Here is a 15,965-nt window from a genome sequence, read left to right as displayed (position 1 = left end):
TTTATATTAAGATTATTTTGTCTTTTATTGGATTAAATTTTTTTCAGTATCTCAGAAAGCTGATTCCGGTATTGACCCGGTCTGCGACATCTCTTAAACTCGTGGTCATCAGCATTCCTGTCAGGTGATCTCTTACCGCTTTGAATTTGTGGTGAACCGGACATGGATGGTCTTCCGAGCAGGTTTCCAAACCAAGAGCGCAGCCTGTGAATATCATGTCACCATCGATGGAATGGACTATTTCAGCAAGAAAGATCCGGTTTGGATCACCTTGTAAGTGAAATCCACCATTTGGACCTTTGACCGAATTGAGCAAATCATTTTTGACCAAGTCCTGTAATATTTTTGCCGTAAATGCTTCAGGAGAATTTATAGCCTTCGAAATGTCTTTTAAACCGGCCCTTTCCTGACCCGGCGGTAAAGTGGCCATGTATATCATGGCGTTGATGGCATATTTACAGGCTTTGGAAAACATCTTTTCATTAATACAGGACAAATATATCCCTTTTTATATTAAAGACAAAAATATCCTTTATTATTTTTTTATGCTGTTCGATATTTGTAATGTCGAACGACAGATGATCAGGATTTGTAATCCTGGTCTCGTATAGGGAGGGTTGTACTGGAATTCCAAATTCCATTTATCTGTCCTCGGGATTTCAAATCCCGAGGAGCAAAAAAAAAGCCCGGTTTTCCCGGGCTTTTCTAAAAACTGGCCTTTCAGCCTATTAATCAATCACAATTAACCATTAACCAATACTTTCTCTTCAGCTACCCAATCATTCCATCCACCTGAATAGATCAGGATATTGTCAAATCCATTGGCTTTTAAGATAGAGTAGGCAATAGCCGCTCTGCCTCCTGCCTGACAATGGATGATGACTGGTTTGTCTTTGGATACTTTGTCAAGATTCTGGGGAAGTTTGCCGACAAATAAATTGACTGCGTCTTCTATATGACCTTGATTGAATTCAGAGGCACCCCTTACATCAACTACCTGAACATCTTCGTCCAATTTAGCTTTTACGGTTTCTTTATCTATTGGCGTGTAAGTTTCAAGATTTCCCTTCTCAAAAGTGTCCAATTGGGCAGGGGTGATGTATCCTGAAAGGTTATCCAAACCAATTCTCATCAGTTTTCTTGTAATATCCTCTACTTGGTTTTCCTCGGCAATGATGATGAATTTTTCTTCATAATTCAGATACCAGCCCATCCAAGTGGAGAAGGAATTATTATTGGTGATACTCAATGTGCCTTTTAGGAATCCTTTCGCATAATCTTCCCAAGCTCTGGTATCAATTATTTTCAACCCTTCTTGCTTTACTTTTTCGAATGCTTCTTTCGTAAGATTTTTGATCGTAGGAACCCCGGTCACCAATTTTCTGTCCACCTTGTTGAGTTTTTTCATCATGGCGAAGTACTTTGGAGGCTCAGGCTGACCTGCCAACAATTCCTTTGCAAAAGCTACTTTGTTATCCAAAAGCTGTAAGGCCCAGTTTCTTATTTTTTCGTAGCCTACTGTAGTTGATGGTACGGCACCTAGGGCTTTGCCACAGGCAGAACCCGCACCATGTCCTGGCCAAACCTGTATATAATCTCCCAGTTTGTTGAATTCCTGTAAGGAATCAAACATCTGTGCAGCGCCAATGTCCTGTGTTCCTTTGAGACCGGCTGCCTGCTCCAACAAATCAGGTCTTCCCACATCTCCTACGAATACGAAGTCACCGGTAAATAGCATTACGGGCTGATTGGTAGCAGGTTTGTCCGTCAACAAGAAGCTGATACTTTCCGGGGTATGGCCCGGTGTATGGATGACTTCAAAAGTCAGGTTACCCAATTTGACCACATCACCATGTTTGAGTTTGTTGTGAGGAAATTCGTATTTCCAATTCTCATCACCCTCATCTGACAAGTACATTTCTGCACCGGTCAACGCCGCCAATTCCCTTGAACCACTCAGAAAATCCGCATGGATGTGGGTTTCCAGAATATGAGTGATTTTCATGTTATTTGCCTTGGCAATGTTGAGATAGGTGTCAACATCTCTTTTTGGATCGATTACAGCGGCTACTCCACCTGCCTGACATCCGATTACATAACTGGCCTGCGCCAAACTTTTGTCATAAACGAGTTCGAAGAACATATTTTTCTATTTTTTATTTTCTGATTATTTAAAGCTTAGGTTTACACTAAAATTCCAAGCTTTTTGAAATTATGATTACAAATATAAGCTTAATATAACCCTTTGAAGTGTGATAAAAATTACCTAAGGGAAAAACTGTTCAGCTGTTAAGCTGTTCGCCATTTGAAATGGCGAACTCCAGATAAACAGGATTTGTAATCCTGGTCTCGTTAAAGGAGGGAACTACTAGAATTACAAATTCCTATTATCTGTCCTCGGGATTGCAAATCCCGAGGAGCTTTATAGGGGAGATAGCTCAATTTTACTTTTTCTGATACCATAAAACTCACCACAACTACTGTTTATATATTCTTCCTCCTTTTCTACTATTCCAGCCCTGACAGGATTCTGGTGAATATAATTGATTTTGGATTCTAAAAATGGAGCAGAAAATATCTCTTCGCCATGGTAGCCTTCTTCCCAAAACCAAATATGCCCATCCTTTTTTAGGAGCCAAAGAAGCCAACGTTTTTTGCTTTCAAACTGATTCAATTCAATAGCCTTTATAATTTCTTTTGAAGTAAATTTTTTTAAATCTCTAATGATATCACTTAATGGAACTTTGTCACTGCTCAAAATAAAATGACAATGATTGGTCATAATCACCCAAGCATAAACTTTCAATCCCTTTGCTTTTTGACAGTAATTGATGCTTTCAACCAAAATGTCAACATAATCTTTTCGGGTAAATACATCGGCCCATTGATGAACTGTAAATGTGACAAAATGTAAAGCCTCTTGATCTTTGATACTGTATGAAAAAGCCATTTTGTAAAAAGTTTGAAGAATTGTAAAGGATAAAATAAAAATAAAGAAAGTCAGAGTTTAAAGCAATGGTTTTCGATTGGAATTACAAATTCCATTTATCTGTCCTCGGGATTGCAAATCCCGAGGAGCAATTCATTTTATTTTTTTCTGAAAACACAAAAGCTGTAATTCTGACTTAGTCCTGAAGGAGTAATATGATCTTTGTTGAAACTTCTGACAGTTTCAAAATAGGCTGAAAAGGTTTGCTGCAATTCTTCCAATGCATATTGCCTTACAGGCAGGCCACTGCAGGTGTCAGGTCCTTTATCCGAAAAAGTGCCTATAATCATCAAACCATTTTCAATGATTCCATTTTTTGCTGTTTCCACATATTTTTTGATGTCCTCTTCTCCTGTCAGGAAATGGAATGCGGCTCTATCATGCCATAAATCGTATTGGCGATGGGGTTCGAAATCCCGAATATCTGATACTATCCAATCGGGAAGTTCACTTTTTTCGGCTAATCTCAGTTTTGCTTTTTCGATAGCCTTGGCAGAAATATCCAGCACAGTCACATTCCTGTAATCATCGGCCAACAAGTAATCCACCAAATGGCTATCCCCCCCGCCAATATCAATAATTTGAGAATCTTTGGGTATGGCAAGTTCTTCCATCAAAGACAAAGTCAAGGCAGGTCGCGGTTGGTACCAGCCTACTTTTTGTGTGTCTTTGGTCGTATAAATGTTTTCCCAATAAGATTTTGAAGGAGTCTGAATCATTATTGCTTTTAAAGTTTTTCTTAAGTCTTTGTTTAAATTTCTACAGTTTTATGACCTACTTGATTCTTTCTAAAGTCAAAGGCTGACTTTAAATTCATTCCACTCCTTTTTCCATGCTTCAGAAGAAAGGTCATTTTCGTAGATATAATTGACAATCAATTCCAAATCCTCTTGGGGTATCACTAGTGGCGGCATCAATCCAAAGTTTCTTACAGCACCTTGCATCTTGGATTTATCCTGGCTAGGGTTTTTTACAAAGTTGAGTATGCTTGATGTAAATTCTTCTTTGGAAATTCCTTCTCTGAAATAGTGTTCCCTGACTTTGAAAATCGGCGGACCCAGTCGACTGGCATGACCACCACCCATATCGGGGTTATGACAGGAAAGGCAATATTGGGACATGAGTTTCAGCCCTTTGATATCATCTGTTTTACCTTTGGTGAGTTCGGGAACAATATTGTAGATGTTAGTTTCTTTCAGGCTGAATCCAAAGAGAAATGACGTCGCAATCAGGACTGTGAGTAGGAGATTTATTTTTTCGGTTTTCATTTTTTCTTTTTTTTGATCAGGGAAAGGTTACTATTTGATCAATTTCAAACCTTCCAGGGCGGAAGCATCATCAGGATTGTTCATGAGTACTTTTTGGAACAATACTTTTGCTTCCCTACTTTTTTGTAGGTTAAGTTTGTTCCAGGCCAATAAAATCAACCCATCATAGTCAAAGGGATACAAATTGACAACTTTTTCCAGATAGGGATCAGCTTTATCAAAATTCCCCCTGTTGTAATAAATCAAGCCCAACCTGTAATTGACTAAGGAATTATTGGGATCTATCTGTAGAATTTTTTGATAGATTTCTTCTATTTCATCCCATTTTCCTTGTACCGAAAGCGGTAGCGCCAATCCCAGTTTTGGTTCGATGGCATAAGGCTCCAAGGAAACAGCCTTGGAATAGTAATCTATTGATTCCTGCACCTGTCCTGCCAAGTAGGTCAACCAGCCAAGTCTGAGGTTCAGCTCGTAGGAATCGCTCTGATACACTGCTTTTAAGGACTCAATGGCCCCTTTGAAATTTTCGGTTTTTTCAAGCGAATAACTCTGCTTAAAAGCATCAATGATTTTATCCTGAGCAAAAGCACTGATGCTCAGGGTTCCGGACAAGATTATTGTCAGGAAAATGGATTTAGTATTGAAAGTCAGGCCAACTAGCTTATTTAATGTTTTTTTCATCTGTTTATAATTGTTTTTTAGAGGTCAGTTGGAATCTCGCATGTATTATAATCATCCCAGTGTGTGACGATTTTCGTCATACTCGATTTCATGTCTTTAAATTTTAGAATGTCCATGTTAATATGCCTGTTAGGGATCGTATGTTGTATTCTTGTTTATTGAAACTTTCATTTCCCGAGTAAGGGAAAAACTCACTTTCATTCCTGAAAAAGGTATAGTCGAAGGTTAATTTCAAATTAGATTCAGCGAGCATAATTAACCTTCCGCCCAGCCGCTGCTTGATGGTGTCCATCCTATTGAAGACCACAAGTCCGTCATTCATCAAAAAATTATTCATGTTTCCGATGGTTCCGTACCCTTCTACCCAAAGCCATGGGGTCGTTTTGAAACCTATTTGCTGATCGAATACCGAATTGTTAATCGTGTTCCCATTTCCAAAATCCTGCAGATGGTAAGAAAATGTAGATTGGGTGTATAGATTCAGGTTACCAAAGGGATAGTAGATCAGTTTCGCGTCTCCTTGGTTTTGGGTGAAATTGAAAAGGGAACCCCGGTAATAGGTTGCTCCAAGGCTTACCTTGTTGAACCTTTTGTAAAGGGATAAGAACCATACCAAATCATTTTCACCCACATTGGAAGTCGTGAGTGTTGCTACGGGTCTTCCCGGCGGGCCCGTAATAATTTCCGTGGTCATAGGGAAAATTCTTCTCATAAAGTGAATTCCGCCTAATAGGGAAAGGCCTTTGCTCAAAAGAAAATTTCCTGCCACATAGTATTGGTGCAAACTGGAAGAATAATTCCCGTCCAAAAACTCCTCACCCGCAAACTGCGAATACAACAAGTGATCGACTTGTAGATAGGAATAGCCTTGATACAATGAAAATCTTGGTGCGATGTTCAATTCGAATCCCAGGTAATAGTAATGGTGTTTGTCTGGAATAAACTGAGCGCCGTCAATTTCAATAGGTACCTCCGCAGTAAACCCATCAAGCACAGCAGGATCAGATTGTCCGGTATAGTTATAGGCCAAATCAATCTTTCCAATACCGGATATCTGCTCGGTTTGAGTCTTTTTTTTCAATGCAGGATGGAAATCTTTTGCAATCAGTCTTGCTTCCGCATTCCTTCCGGCAAATAAATAAGCATAATAAAGATATTCCTGAAGGTAAGGTTCAGCGTTGTTCATTTTTATGGCTTTCTCCAAATGGTGGATGGCATCATGGTAATTGGTTTTTTCATAATAGGCTATCCCCATCCTTACCCTCAAATAGTAATAATCCATCCCATTTTGAATGGCTTTATTTCCTTCCTTGATCAGTTCATCCCAAGCTTTTTGCTGAAAAAGTTGATAGGTCAATAAGTCCATCTGTGGAAGACTTTCTTGGGCGGAGAGTTTATCTGAAAGACCCATCCCCCATATCAAGACGAATAAGATCAGCTTCCTGTACATTTTGCCTGGGTTTGAAGGTTTTTGTTTTTAAACTGAAAATTTTGTAATCCATTGGCCCCAATCTGAAATAGAAACTCGGAATGTTCGATTTCTTTCCCGAACGCTGATTTGATTGCCTTACCATTGAGCACTATATTTTGCTGCCCCAATCCCCTTGCCTTATCGGGGTAGGAAAGAAGATACTCTCCTTTTAAAAACCGATAAAAGGGTGCAATAATATCCTGAAAAAATATCCTATTTGGATTGAAGACCATATTTACCGGGAAACTGTCCCTCAATTGGAGCTTATTGGAATATCCAAAGCTGATTTTATAAGCAGCCAAATAAAATTGATATAACAAAGATTTCCGGTTACCCACAAAATGGATTAAATGGAGAGTCCCTTCATCCAATTTATAAAAAGCTCTGGAATCTGTTGCTTTACATTCAAGGTAAGTATTGAGCAAGTAGTCCCTTTTTACTTCCCAAATGACTTTTTCCCCTTTATTGGTTTCCCATTGGATTTGGTTGCCAATGACAAAAGAAAAGGCCTTTTTCAGTTGCGGATTAGGAGTTAAAGTGGAAACTTTTGCCAGCATTGGAGGATTACCGACTGCCTCCAAAGTTTCTTTTTCCTCATATTTCATCCAAAAATCTGAAAGAGGATAATCGATGGTTTTAGAACCGATAAAAGGAGTGGCTTGCAACTGAAAGTGGAGGTGCGGATAAGCGGAATTGCCTGAATTTCCGGCTTTGGCAATGATTTCTCCTTTAAATACTTTGTCCCCGATTTTTGGCAATATGGAGCCTTTTTTCAGGTGACTGAGTTTGCTGAATAAAAATTCCGAATGTTTGATGACTATTGTATTGCCCCAGTTTTTATCCAGGTTTCTTTTTCCAATTGAATTGTCTTCTATGTCATTGACCAAAGTTTCAACTTCTCCATCTGCAGGAGCCAATACATTTTTGTCAAAGCAATAGTAGTCTGTAAGAAAGTCTCCCTCATCTTGGTAAGTTTTTCCCTGCTCGTCCTGAATTTCAAAATCCCAAGCATGTCTCCAATCGTCTTTGTGGGTAAAAGTTCCATTATGACCCTGGGTCACTGTCCATTCCCCGAAAAAGGGTAAATAAATGGGCAATGGACTTCCTTTGCCAAACCTCTCCTGGAAAGTGAGAAAGTTATACAGGTTTTTTTCCGGCGATTGCTGTTGCCAGAAAATGGTACTCAAACCTATCCGATTGTCCACCCTGAATTTCAGTCCATAGAGAAACAGCAATACGGTCACATTGAATGGGAATGAATGCACCGGCAAATAAAAAAGATTAAAAACTTGCTGAAGGGAAATACCTATCACCGCAGTGATGGGGATGATAAATAACAGGCTTAAATAGGTGCTTCTATTCGGGATGATAAAATAGCCTCCCAATGCGATGGCGGTCAGGATATAATTGAAGCCTATGTAGCTGTAAGAAACCTCCGAGAAGGGAACACCCAACAGAATATAAAACAGGTAGGCAATGTAGAAACCCAACAAAGAAAGCGTGAAACCTATTCTGGAATAAATCAATAAACCAAGGGCAGCAAAAAAACCCGAAAAGACATTCTGCTGAAAGAAAATTGCACCAATGGAAAGAAAATATGTTTTTAAAGAGGTGTGAAATGGGATTTGGTTCCACCATTCATACATGGTGACCAAATTCCTTCCACCCAGTAGATATAATTCATTCAATACATAAACGCCCCTTTCACTTAATCCCAAAGATTCAAACTCTCGGGTAGCCAACCTGAGTATCCAAAAAACAAGGATGAAAGGCAAACTCAGAAAGGGAAGGCCATATTTTCCCAAAATGCCCTCAAAAGCAAGCGATAAAAATACCGTCAGCATTCCTGAGATAATCACCAAGACCAAAAGCAGCGGACTGGGTTGGAAGTAGATGGACAGGCCAACACCTACCAGCAATGAATTGAATCCATAATAACCCTGCCGGATATTATTTTCATAGAGGCCGATAAAATAGCCGGTAAACAATGCAGTGGTCACTGATATCAGTCCAAAGATTCCTACATAGAAATCCACGAAAGTCAGCAATAACAGGATAATTCCAAACCATTTGTTATTGGAAAAGAATACCTGTGCGTAGCTGTTGAACAGTGCTTCCGGAAACCATGCCAGTTTTTTCATGGCTAAGTCAAATATGGTTATAGGTCGAAATTTTTCAGGTGTTCAGGTGTCAGTTCCTGAGAATTTATGGTTTCCAGCGTTTCGTTTTTTCTGATCAAATGTGGATTCCCCTTTGCATCAAGCATCACTACATTAGGTCTCATGCTGATGAATTGCAGCCATTGGGTGTTGTTGTAGGCCCCAACTCTTCTGATGACATATTGATCTCCTTTTTTAAGGAGAGGGAACATAACATTTCCCCTGATGACATCAATATTCATACATAATGGCCCATAAATGGTTGTATCTTCTGTCTGTTCGGAGACTGGTTCCACAGGCCTGATGTCATGTTCGTACCAAAATGCAGTAAACAAGATATTGACACCTGCATCAATAATCGTAGCCCTTCTGCCATCTGCCAATCTTTTATTGGCAAGAACTGTACCCGCTAAATAACCGGCATCATCAATCAGCGCACGACCATTTTCCAAAATCAACATAGGAAGGTTATCAGGTTTGATTTCACTGCTCATCAGTGCTGAAGTAATGGCCTCAGCAAAGTCATCAAATGATGGAGTAGTATCAGTCCCGGATAATATGCCCCTCTGAGGGTATTTTTTGAGGCAAAACCACCGCCCATATCAATATATTGAAGGACGTGCCCATGTTTTTGTTCCAACCTGACTGCAAGTGAAGCCAATTTGGTTGCGGCTATTTTGTAGGCATCCGTACTCATCATATAAGTTCCGATATGGGTATGCAGACCCAATAAATCCAGTTTTTTGTTGGCCATGATCCGGTTGAGGGCATCCCAGGCTTCACCGTTTTCATAATTGAATCCAAACCTGTCCCAACGGGGGTAAATTCCGGTATCCATATTGACACGAATGGCTACTTTGGGTCTTTCTTCGATTTCTTTGGAGAGGGAAATAATCTCATATAATTCGTCAAAGTGATCGATATGGATCAGGGAGCCTTTTTTGATGGCTTTTTCCAGATCCTGCCTGCTTTTATCCGGACCGTTGAATATGATCAATTCACCCGGTACGCCGTTGGCCAAGGCCTTGTCGTATTCAAAGCCCGAAACTACCTCCGCCCAGGAACCTTCCTGATGGTAAATATTACAGACCGCATTGAGGTAGTTAGTTTTATAAGACCATGCAAATTGGACTTTCGGATACCGCGAACTGAAGGCCCTAAAAGCATTTTTGTAGGTTTTTCTGATGGTGGATTCAGAGATGATAAATAAGGGAGAACCGTAGGAATCTATTAAGGATTTGATAGAAACATTGTCTATATGACTGATGGGTTCCAATTTGTGCGACATGCCGTATTTACTGGGCAGCCCGGCATTGATGCGCTGTATGGTGGGCCTTTCGAATATTAATTTGGTCATGGCTATTTCATTTTGCTGTTTAAAGTTCTCCTTTAGTGGAGAGCTGTTCAAATTCTTTCAAATCGCAGATCATGTCATAGGAATACCTGATGAACATTTTCCCGACTTCGTAGTGGGTGAAGGGCTTTACCTCCATTTCCATAGCCAACATGACCAGTGCTTCCGGTAGATTTTGTCCGGCGGCAACAGCCAGATAGACCCATGCAGGTAATCTTGGGTTAATTTCTATCATATAGAGTTCATTGTCTGAAGTCCGGATAAGTTCCAGTTCCATACCACCTCTCCATTTGGTTTGGGAAATGATCTTATGGGTCAATTCCAGCATCACAGGGTCTTCTAAAGTGATTCCGCCCCAGCCTTTCCCTTTATCTGTAATATACGTTTTTCGCATAGGTACCGCTCCAATAGTATTGCCATTCCCGTCCCCCAGTGCTACCACATTGACTTCCGTACCTTTGACAAATTCCTGAATTACGATAGGTAGTCCCCATTTGGCCGCGATTTTATTGAGATAAATCCCTACTTGTTCGAAATCATAGGCAATGTAGGCATCATAGAACTTACCCTTGACGACTACAGGGTATTCAAATTTGTCCTCGATTTTTCTAAAATCCATGATACTGCCAATGGGCTCACTGTATGGGACTTTCACGCCATATTTTTCTCCAAACTGAGGCAGGTTGGATTTATGTCTTTCTTCAAACTGCTGCATGGTAGGAAGAAAAGTCCTGATACCCATCTCTTTTAGCACTTTTTCTGATTTCATGAACGTGAAAAGTTCTGAATCAAAATTGGGAATAAGCACATCAATGTGTTCCTTTTCATGGATGTATCTGATTCTTTCCAATAGTGGCTCAACTCCATCGGAAGGGTAGGGCACCTTGTAGGTTTTGTCAATCAGCTCATGCATATAAGGTCCGGGTTCCAGATTATCATAGGCCAATCCGATGATTTTCGGATCAATTTTAAGAGAATCCCGTAATCCCCGTGTGACCGGTATTCCCGGCCCGGGGCTGTCAATATTATTAAGTCCGGATAAAGCGACCGTTAATTTACTCTTCTCCATGGGTTTCCGTAAGTTTCATTTGCTTAAGTGTAGTGGTGAAGTCATAAAAGTATCTCTCAAAGGATTCCCCATCCATTTCATATTTCGCTATCATTTCTTGAAGTATTTCTTCATAGGATTTGCCCGATTTGATCATCTGTACTATTTCCAATCCGGTTGGATTCAGAGAATAGGAATCACCCGTACCGGGGTCAAACACAAACCCAGAATCACTGATGGCGATATTTTTTTTGATTTTTAGCATGGCTAGGAGATTTTGAGGTTTATTTAATGCACCCTTGAAGGTAGCTATCTATTATCTGAGTATTTATGACTTTTGTCACCTGATTTATGAAATATATGGGAAATAATCTTTGGGTGCGCTCTTTTTTTCTTTAGGAAGATTGAATGTTTCCCAGACTTTTGTAGAAATTTAAATTTCTAGGTTTTGTCTCTGAGATTGCTGCTCACAAGTTGCAGTTATTTTTACCGAATGTTCGTCTCAAAATCTAGATAGAATGTACTCTAATATTGGTCGGATTTAAGTTGGTCCTTTTGGAATTACAAATTCCCATTATCTGTCCTCGGGATTGCAAATCCTTAGTAGCTGCTGTTCGATATTTGTAATGTCGAACCACAGATAAACAGGATTTGTAATCCTGGTGTAGTTTAGAGTTAGGTCTAGTGGAATTACAAATTCCGATTATCTGTCCTCGGGATTACAAATCACGAGGAGCATTTAATTACAAATTCCCATTATCTGTCCTCGGGATTGCAAATCCTGAGAAGCGGGTTTATATAGACTTCTGTTACGCTACCTTCTTTTCTATTTCGTCACTTGGTTTTCTACTAAGCTTTTGCCTAAGCATTTCGATAGCTTCATAGACCACAGGTACCAAATATACAGTCAGTATCAATGAGGAAAGCAGTCCACCGATTATCACCCATGCCAATCCGTTTTTCCATTCGGAAGCAGTGCCTGCAGCCAGGGCAATAGGGAGCATTCCAAATACCATGGACAAAGTAGTCATCAGGATAGGACGCATCCTGCCTTTTCCGGCTTCCATCAGGGCATCTCGGACGGAATAGCCTTTTTCCTTAAGCTGATTGGTGAAATCCACTATCAGGATGGCGTTTTTGGTTACCAAGCCCATCAGCATAATCAGGCCGAGGAGGGCAAACAAACTGAGATTGTTCATAGAAAGGTTGAGTGCCAAGAAAGCACCTATAACTGCCACAGGGATTGAAAATAAGACCACAAAAGGATAGATGAAACTATCATATAAGGCCACCATGATCAAATAAATCAAGAGGAAGGAAATCAAAAGAACAGATCCCAAAGCCCCAAAGCTGTCATTTTGCCTTTTGATGTCCGATCCCCAAACATAGCTGATATCTTCAGGAAGGGGATTTTCCTTAAAATAGGCTACCACCTCATCCGCTACTGTTCCTGATGGTCTTCCAAGGGCATCGGCCGTAATGGTCACCGCGGGCTGTCTGTCTTTCCTCTCCAAAAGGGAAGGGGATTTGTCCTGCACAATCTCCGCGACCTGTGAAAGTTCGATGGGTATTCCCATGGGATTGACCAAAAGCAATCGCTTTACATCATCAAAATTCTGTCTGTTGAAATTATCCAATTGTATTCGAATGGGGTATTCAGTACCCTCCTGCGTCAAAGTAGCATCATCGTTGCCACTGAGCGCATTTCTCACATTCAAGCCAACATAGGCATTATTGAGGCCTAATCGCTGTAACTTGTCCTGGTCAGGGATGATCTGAAATTCAGGACTGCCTTCTTCCACGGATAATTTGACAAAGTCTGCTCCGGGAATATTTTCAATAACGGTTTTTAAATTTTTGGCTTCAGCCATGACTTTATCCTGGTTGGGTCCACTAAGAGTCAATTCTATGGGTGCAGACCGGGGAACCAAGCCTAAGGCCGACATCCCATAGCTTGCTCCTGGAAATTCTTTTTTCAATTCTTCCCGTACATTTTTCATGTAGGTTTCGGTCGGGACTTTGTTTCTTTCTTTGGCATCTTTCAATTGCACCGTCAATTCAGACTTATAAGCTGAACCTACCCCTAAACTTCCTATTCCGGTAGAAGGGCCACCCACATTGCTGAACACTGTGGATACTTCAGGCTGTTGAAGCAGAAATTGTTCTACTTCAAGTGTTCTGATATTGTTCTCTTTGATGCTTGTGGATTTATCATATTCCAGATATATCCTGAATTTCCCCTGATCTCCGGTAGCTATCAGCTCTTTGCCGATAATTCCCTGTTTCAAGATTAAGCCGGTCATTGCAAAAAGAGCCAGAACTATTCCAACAAAAGCCAGTTTATGATCCAACACCCAGGCAAGTTGTCTCCCGTACCAGGAAATAAAATGTTCCAATTGAAGTTCAAACCAGATCAAAAACCGGTTAAAGGCATTGCTGGGTTGCAGATCTTCAGATTTACCGATTCTTGATGCCATCCAGGGAGTCAGCGTAAAACCTACCAATAAACTGGTTAAGGTGGAGGTGATGACCACTACTGAAAATTGTTTCAGCATATCTGCAACAAATACCTGAAGAAAGAGAATTGGCAGGAAAACCACCACATCCACCAAGGTAATCGAAATTGCAGAAAATCCGATCTCCATACGCCCTTCCATAGCAGCTTTCCGCTTTTTTTTGCCCATATCCAAGTGTCTCTGGATATTTTCCAAAACCACCGTGGCATCATCCACCAAAATCCCAATAATCAGCGACATGGCCAGCAAAGTCATTAAGTTCAATGTATAGCCCAAGATCCACATCACCGCAAACGCAGTGACCAAAGAAGTTGGAATAGCCACCAAGACGATAAGGGAGTTTCTGAAACTTCTCAAAAAAAGCAGCATTACCAATGAAACCAGAATCACGGCTAAAATCAGATCAAATACCACGGAATTTACCGCTGCAATGGTATTGTCGGTACTGTCATCTGCGATGATGAAACTTACCCCTTCGGCAGCATGCAGTTTTTCGAGTTGTGATAGTTTTTCCCGAACGGCGCGGGAAACATCTACAGCATTGGCATCTCCTTGCTTTTTAAGCATGAGGCCTATGCCTTCCTGACCATTATAGCGGCTGACAGAGGTGATTTCTTTGATACCGTCCTTCACAATAGCTAAATCCCTAACATAAACAGGACTTCCCTGAATGGGCATAGCAACCTGTACATGCTGGAAATCCTCCAGGGTATTGAATTTTCCGGTCAGTCGGACTGAACTCTGTTTTTTATCTGTCTGGACTATTCCGGCAGGAATATCCAGACCTGAGCGGTTGATAGCTTCTACTACCTGGTTGAGGGAAACTTTGTACTGACGCAGTTTTTCCTGGTCTACTTTGACCTGAACTTCCCGTTGCTCACCACCCAATACAGTGATTTCAGCTACCCCTTTTATCTGCTGAATTTGAGGGAGGTATTCATCTATCATATTTTGGTAAAAAGCGGTACTGCTCAATTTACTTGTAGCCGTAATGGACATGATGGGCAGGTCATTGGGCGACACTTTGCTCATTTCCGGAGAAAGAACCTGTTCGGGTAAATCTTTTCGGATATTATCGATATAGCGTTGGGCATCCAACATGGCCTTGTCCAGATCCACACCATATTTCATATTGGCTATTACTACTGATGCATTGGGAAGGGATTTGGTGACCAGGTAGTCTACGCCCTCCAGATTGGAGAGTGCATCCTCTATCTTTTGTGAAACCGAGCTTTCCACTTCTTCCGGTTCAGCACCTGGATAGACAGTTTTAATCACCACAACCGGCTGATTAAAGTCAGGCATCAGCTCATAGGAAAGATTGGTAAATCCTATGTAGCCCAAGAGGATAAATACGCTGAAAAGCACAATTATCAGCGAAGGCCTGTTGATTGATATGGAGGTAATGTTCATGGCGGTAGGATTAAAGGTTTGTTATTACTGAAGCACCCTCAAATACATTGATCAGACCTCCGATAATAACGACTTCATTTTCTTTAAGTCCGGAGCGGACAATAACCTGATCCTGCATCCTTTTTTCAATCTGAATATTCCGGATCATTGCTTTGCCCTCATTGACGATATACACCTGAGGTTCGAGGTCGGAGCCCAATATGGCGGCAGAAGGGATCAAAATTCCGGTAATTTCTGTATTGTCTTTTAGGATTAATTTACCGAACATTCCTGCTTTGATTTCTTTTTTGGACAGATTAGAAACGATGATTTCCACCGGGAAACTATTGGCAGGATTTCCTCTGCTTCCTATCAGATTTACTTTTCCGTTGATTTCCACAGGGATGGCAGGAATACTGACCGTATATACTTTACCTAATTCAAAAAGCTTAAGGTCTTTTTCGGGTACCTGAATTCCTAATTTGAGTTGCCTAATGTCCGTAAGTTGCAGCAGTGGTTTTCCGGGAGCTGCAAAATCACCTTCCTCTGTAAGTTGGGCAGTAATGATGCCATCAAAAGGAGCACGGATTTGGGACTTATTGATTTGTTCTTTGAGGGTGCTGACCTGAACTTGGGCTGTTTCAAGTGCCAATTCAGTTTTTTCCAATTGTATGCCCTGTATGGCTTCATTTTCAACCAGGACGCGATAACGTTTAAGGTCGGCTTCCAAGCCTTTGACCTGGACTTCAGCGGCCTTCAGCTGTAGCTGTAGCAAGGTATCATCCAATTGGATAAGTACTTGTCCTTTTCTGACAGTTGCGCCTTCCTCTACCAAAATACGGTTGACTTTCCCTTGAATTTCAGCACTGAGCTTACTTTCTCTATTGGGATCTAAGGTGCCGGTAAAGCTGTATTCAGGTTGAAGGCTTGCTTGTTTTACTCGCATGGCAGTAACCTGTACAGGCTGCTCACGATCATAAAGATAGACCCGCTCTTCAGCGATTTGCTTATTTGTGAGCAATTTTGCCACCACCAGTCCTATTAAGACCAAAGGGATCAGGATGTATAAGATCTTTTTCATTTTAAT

At 40.8% G+C, this 15,965-nt stretch carries 14 protein-coding genes; all 14 read right to left on the bottom strand.

Going from position 1 to position 15,965, the window contains the following annotated elements; all coding sequences use genetic code 11:
* Window positions 1-43: 43 nt before the first annotated feature.
* The 14 genes from B9A52_RS23305 to B9A52_RS23245 all read right to left on the bottom strand — a co-directional run bounded on the left by B9A52_RS23305 (window position 44) and on the right by B9A52_RS23245 (window position 15,959).
* Complete coding sequence (locus B9A52_RS23305; RefSeq protein ID WP_084122982.1) at window positions 44-475, bottom strand: RrF2 family transcriptional regulator; 432 nt, start codon at window positions 473-475, stop codon at window positions 44-46.
* Between the two features lie 267 nt (window positions 476-742).
* Window positions 743-2,143 carry an MBL fold metallo-hydrolase gene (locus B9A52_RS23300; protein WP_084122981.1) on the bottom strand — a complete coding sequence of 467 codons (1,401 nt, stop codon included), beginning with the start codon at window positions 2,141-2,143 and terminating at the stop codon, window positions 743-745.
* A gap of 279 nt (window positions 2,144-2,422) precedes the next feature.
* Window positions 2,423-2,950, bottom strand: coding sequence for an REP-associated tyrosine transposase (locus tag B9A52_RS23295; RefSeq protein WP_084122980.1), 528 nt, complete (start codon window positions 2,948-2,950; stop codon window positions 2,423-2,425).
* A 137-nt stretch (window positions 2,951-3,087) separates the two neighbouring features.
* Window positions 3,088-3,708: a class I SAM-dependent methyltransferase gene (locus B9A52_RS23290; protein ID WP_084122979.1), complete on the bottom strand. Its 621-nt coding sequence runs from the start codon at window positions 3,706-3,708 to the stop codon at window positions 3,088-3,090.
* A gap of 75 nt (window positions 3,709-3,783) precedes the next feature.
* Window positions 3,784-4,257 (bottom strand): c-type cytochrome, encoded by a 474-nt coding sequence (locus B9A52_RS23285; protein WP_084122978.1) that lies wholly within the window; start codon window positions 4,255-4,257, stop codon window positions 3,784-3,786.
* Window positions 4,258-4,287: 30 nt separating this feature from the next.
* On the bottom strand, window positions 4,288-4,938 hold the full coding sequence (locus B9A52_RS23280; RefSeq protein ID WP_231955390.1) for a tetratricopeptide repeat protein: 651 nt from the start codon (window positions 4,936-4,938) through the stop codon (window positions 4,288-4,290).
* Window positions 4,939-5,041: 103 nt separating this feature from the next.
* Window positions 5,042-6,388, bottom strand: coding sequence for a tetratricopeptide repeat protein (locus B9A52_RS23275; protein ID WP_084122977.1), 1,347 nt, complete (start codon window positions 6,386-6,388; stop codon window positions 5,042-5,044).
* Window positions 6,373-8,550 carry an urea transporter gene (locus tag B9A52_RS23270; protein WP_084122976.1) on the bottom strand — a complete coding sequence of 726 codons (2,178 nt, stop codon included), beginning with the start codon at window positions 8,548-8,550 and terminating at the stop codon, window positions 6,373-6,375. Before B9A52_RS23270 ends, B9A52_RS23275 begins: the two co-directional genes overlap by 16 nt.
* 17 nt (window positions 8,551-8,567) lie before the next feature.
* Entirely contained in the window at window positions 8,568-9,062 is a 495-nt protein-coding gene (locus B9A52_RS26275; protein WP_231955388.1) for a type III PLP-dependent enzyme domain-containing protein, read from the bottom strand.
* Window positions 9,062-9,925 (bottom strand): alanine racemase, encoded by an 864-nt coding sequence (locus tag B9A52_RS26270; protein WP_231955387.1) that lies wholly within the window; start codon window positions 9,923-9,925, stop codon window positions 9,062-9,064. The genes B9A52_RS26275 and B9A52_RS26270 overlap by 1 nt, the downstream gene beginning before the upstream one ends.
* Before the next feature lie 19 nt (window positions 9,926-9,944).
* A complete protein-coding gene (locus B9A52_RS23260; RefSeq protein WP_084122975.1) occupies window positions 9,945-10,991 on the bottom strand; it encodes an ATP-grasp domain-containing protein in 1,047 nt (348 codons plus the stop codon).
* Window positions 10,978-11,235, bottom strand: coding sequence for a PqqD family protein (locus B9A52_RS23255; protein ID WP_084122974.1), 258 nt, complete (start codon window positions 11,233-11,235; stop codon window positions 10,978-10,980). The genes B9A52_RS23260 and B9A52_RS23255 overlap by 14 nt, the downstream gene beginning before the upstream one ends.
* 544 nt (window positions 11,236-11,779) lie before the next feature.
* Window positions 11,780-14,899 (bottom strand): efflux RND transporter permease subunit, encoded by a 3,120-nt coding sequence (locus B9A52_RS23250; protein ID WP_084122973.1) that lies wholly within the window; start codon window positions 14,897-14,899, stop codon window positions 11,780-11,782.
* A gap of 10 nt (window positions 14,900-14,909) precedes the next feature.
* Window positions 14,910-15,959, bottom strand: coding sequence for an efflux RND transporter periplasmic adaptor subunit (locus B9A52_RS23245; protein ID WP_084122972.1), 1,050 nt, complete (start codon window positions 15,957-15,959; stop codon window positions 14,910-14,912).
* Between the last annotated feature and the right edge of the window lie 6 nt (window positions 15,960-15,965).

Source organism: Aquiflexum balticum DSM 16537 (assembly GCF_900176595.1).
GTDB classification, from domain to species: domain Bacteria; phylum Bacteroidota; class Bacteroidia; order Cytophagales; family Cyclobacteriaceae; genus Aquiflexum; species Aquiflexum balticum.
The sequence above is the reverse complement of the archived record's forward strand: the minus strand, read 5'-3'. Positions and strand labels throughout refer to the sequence as shown.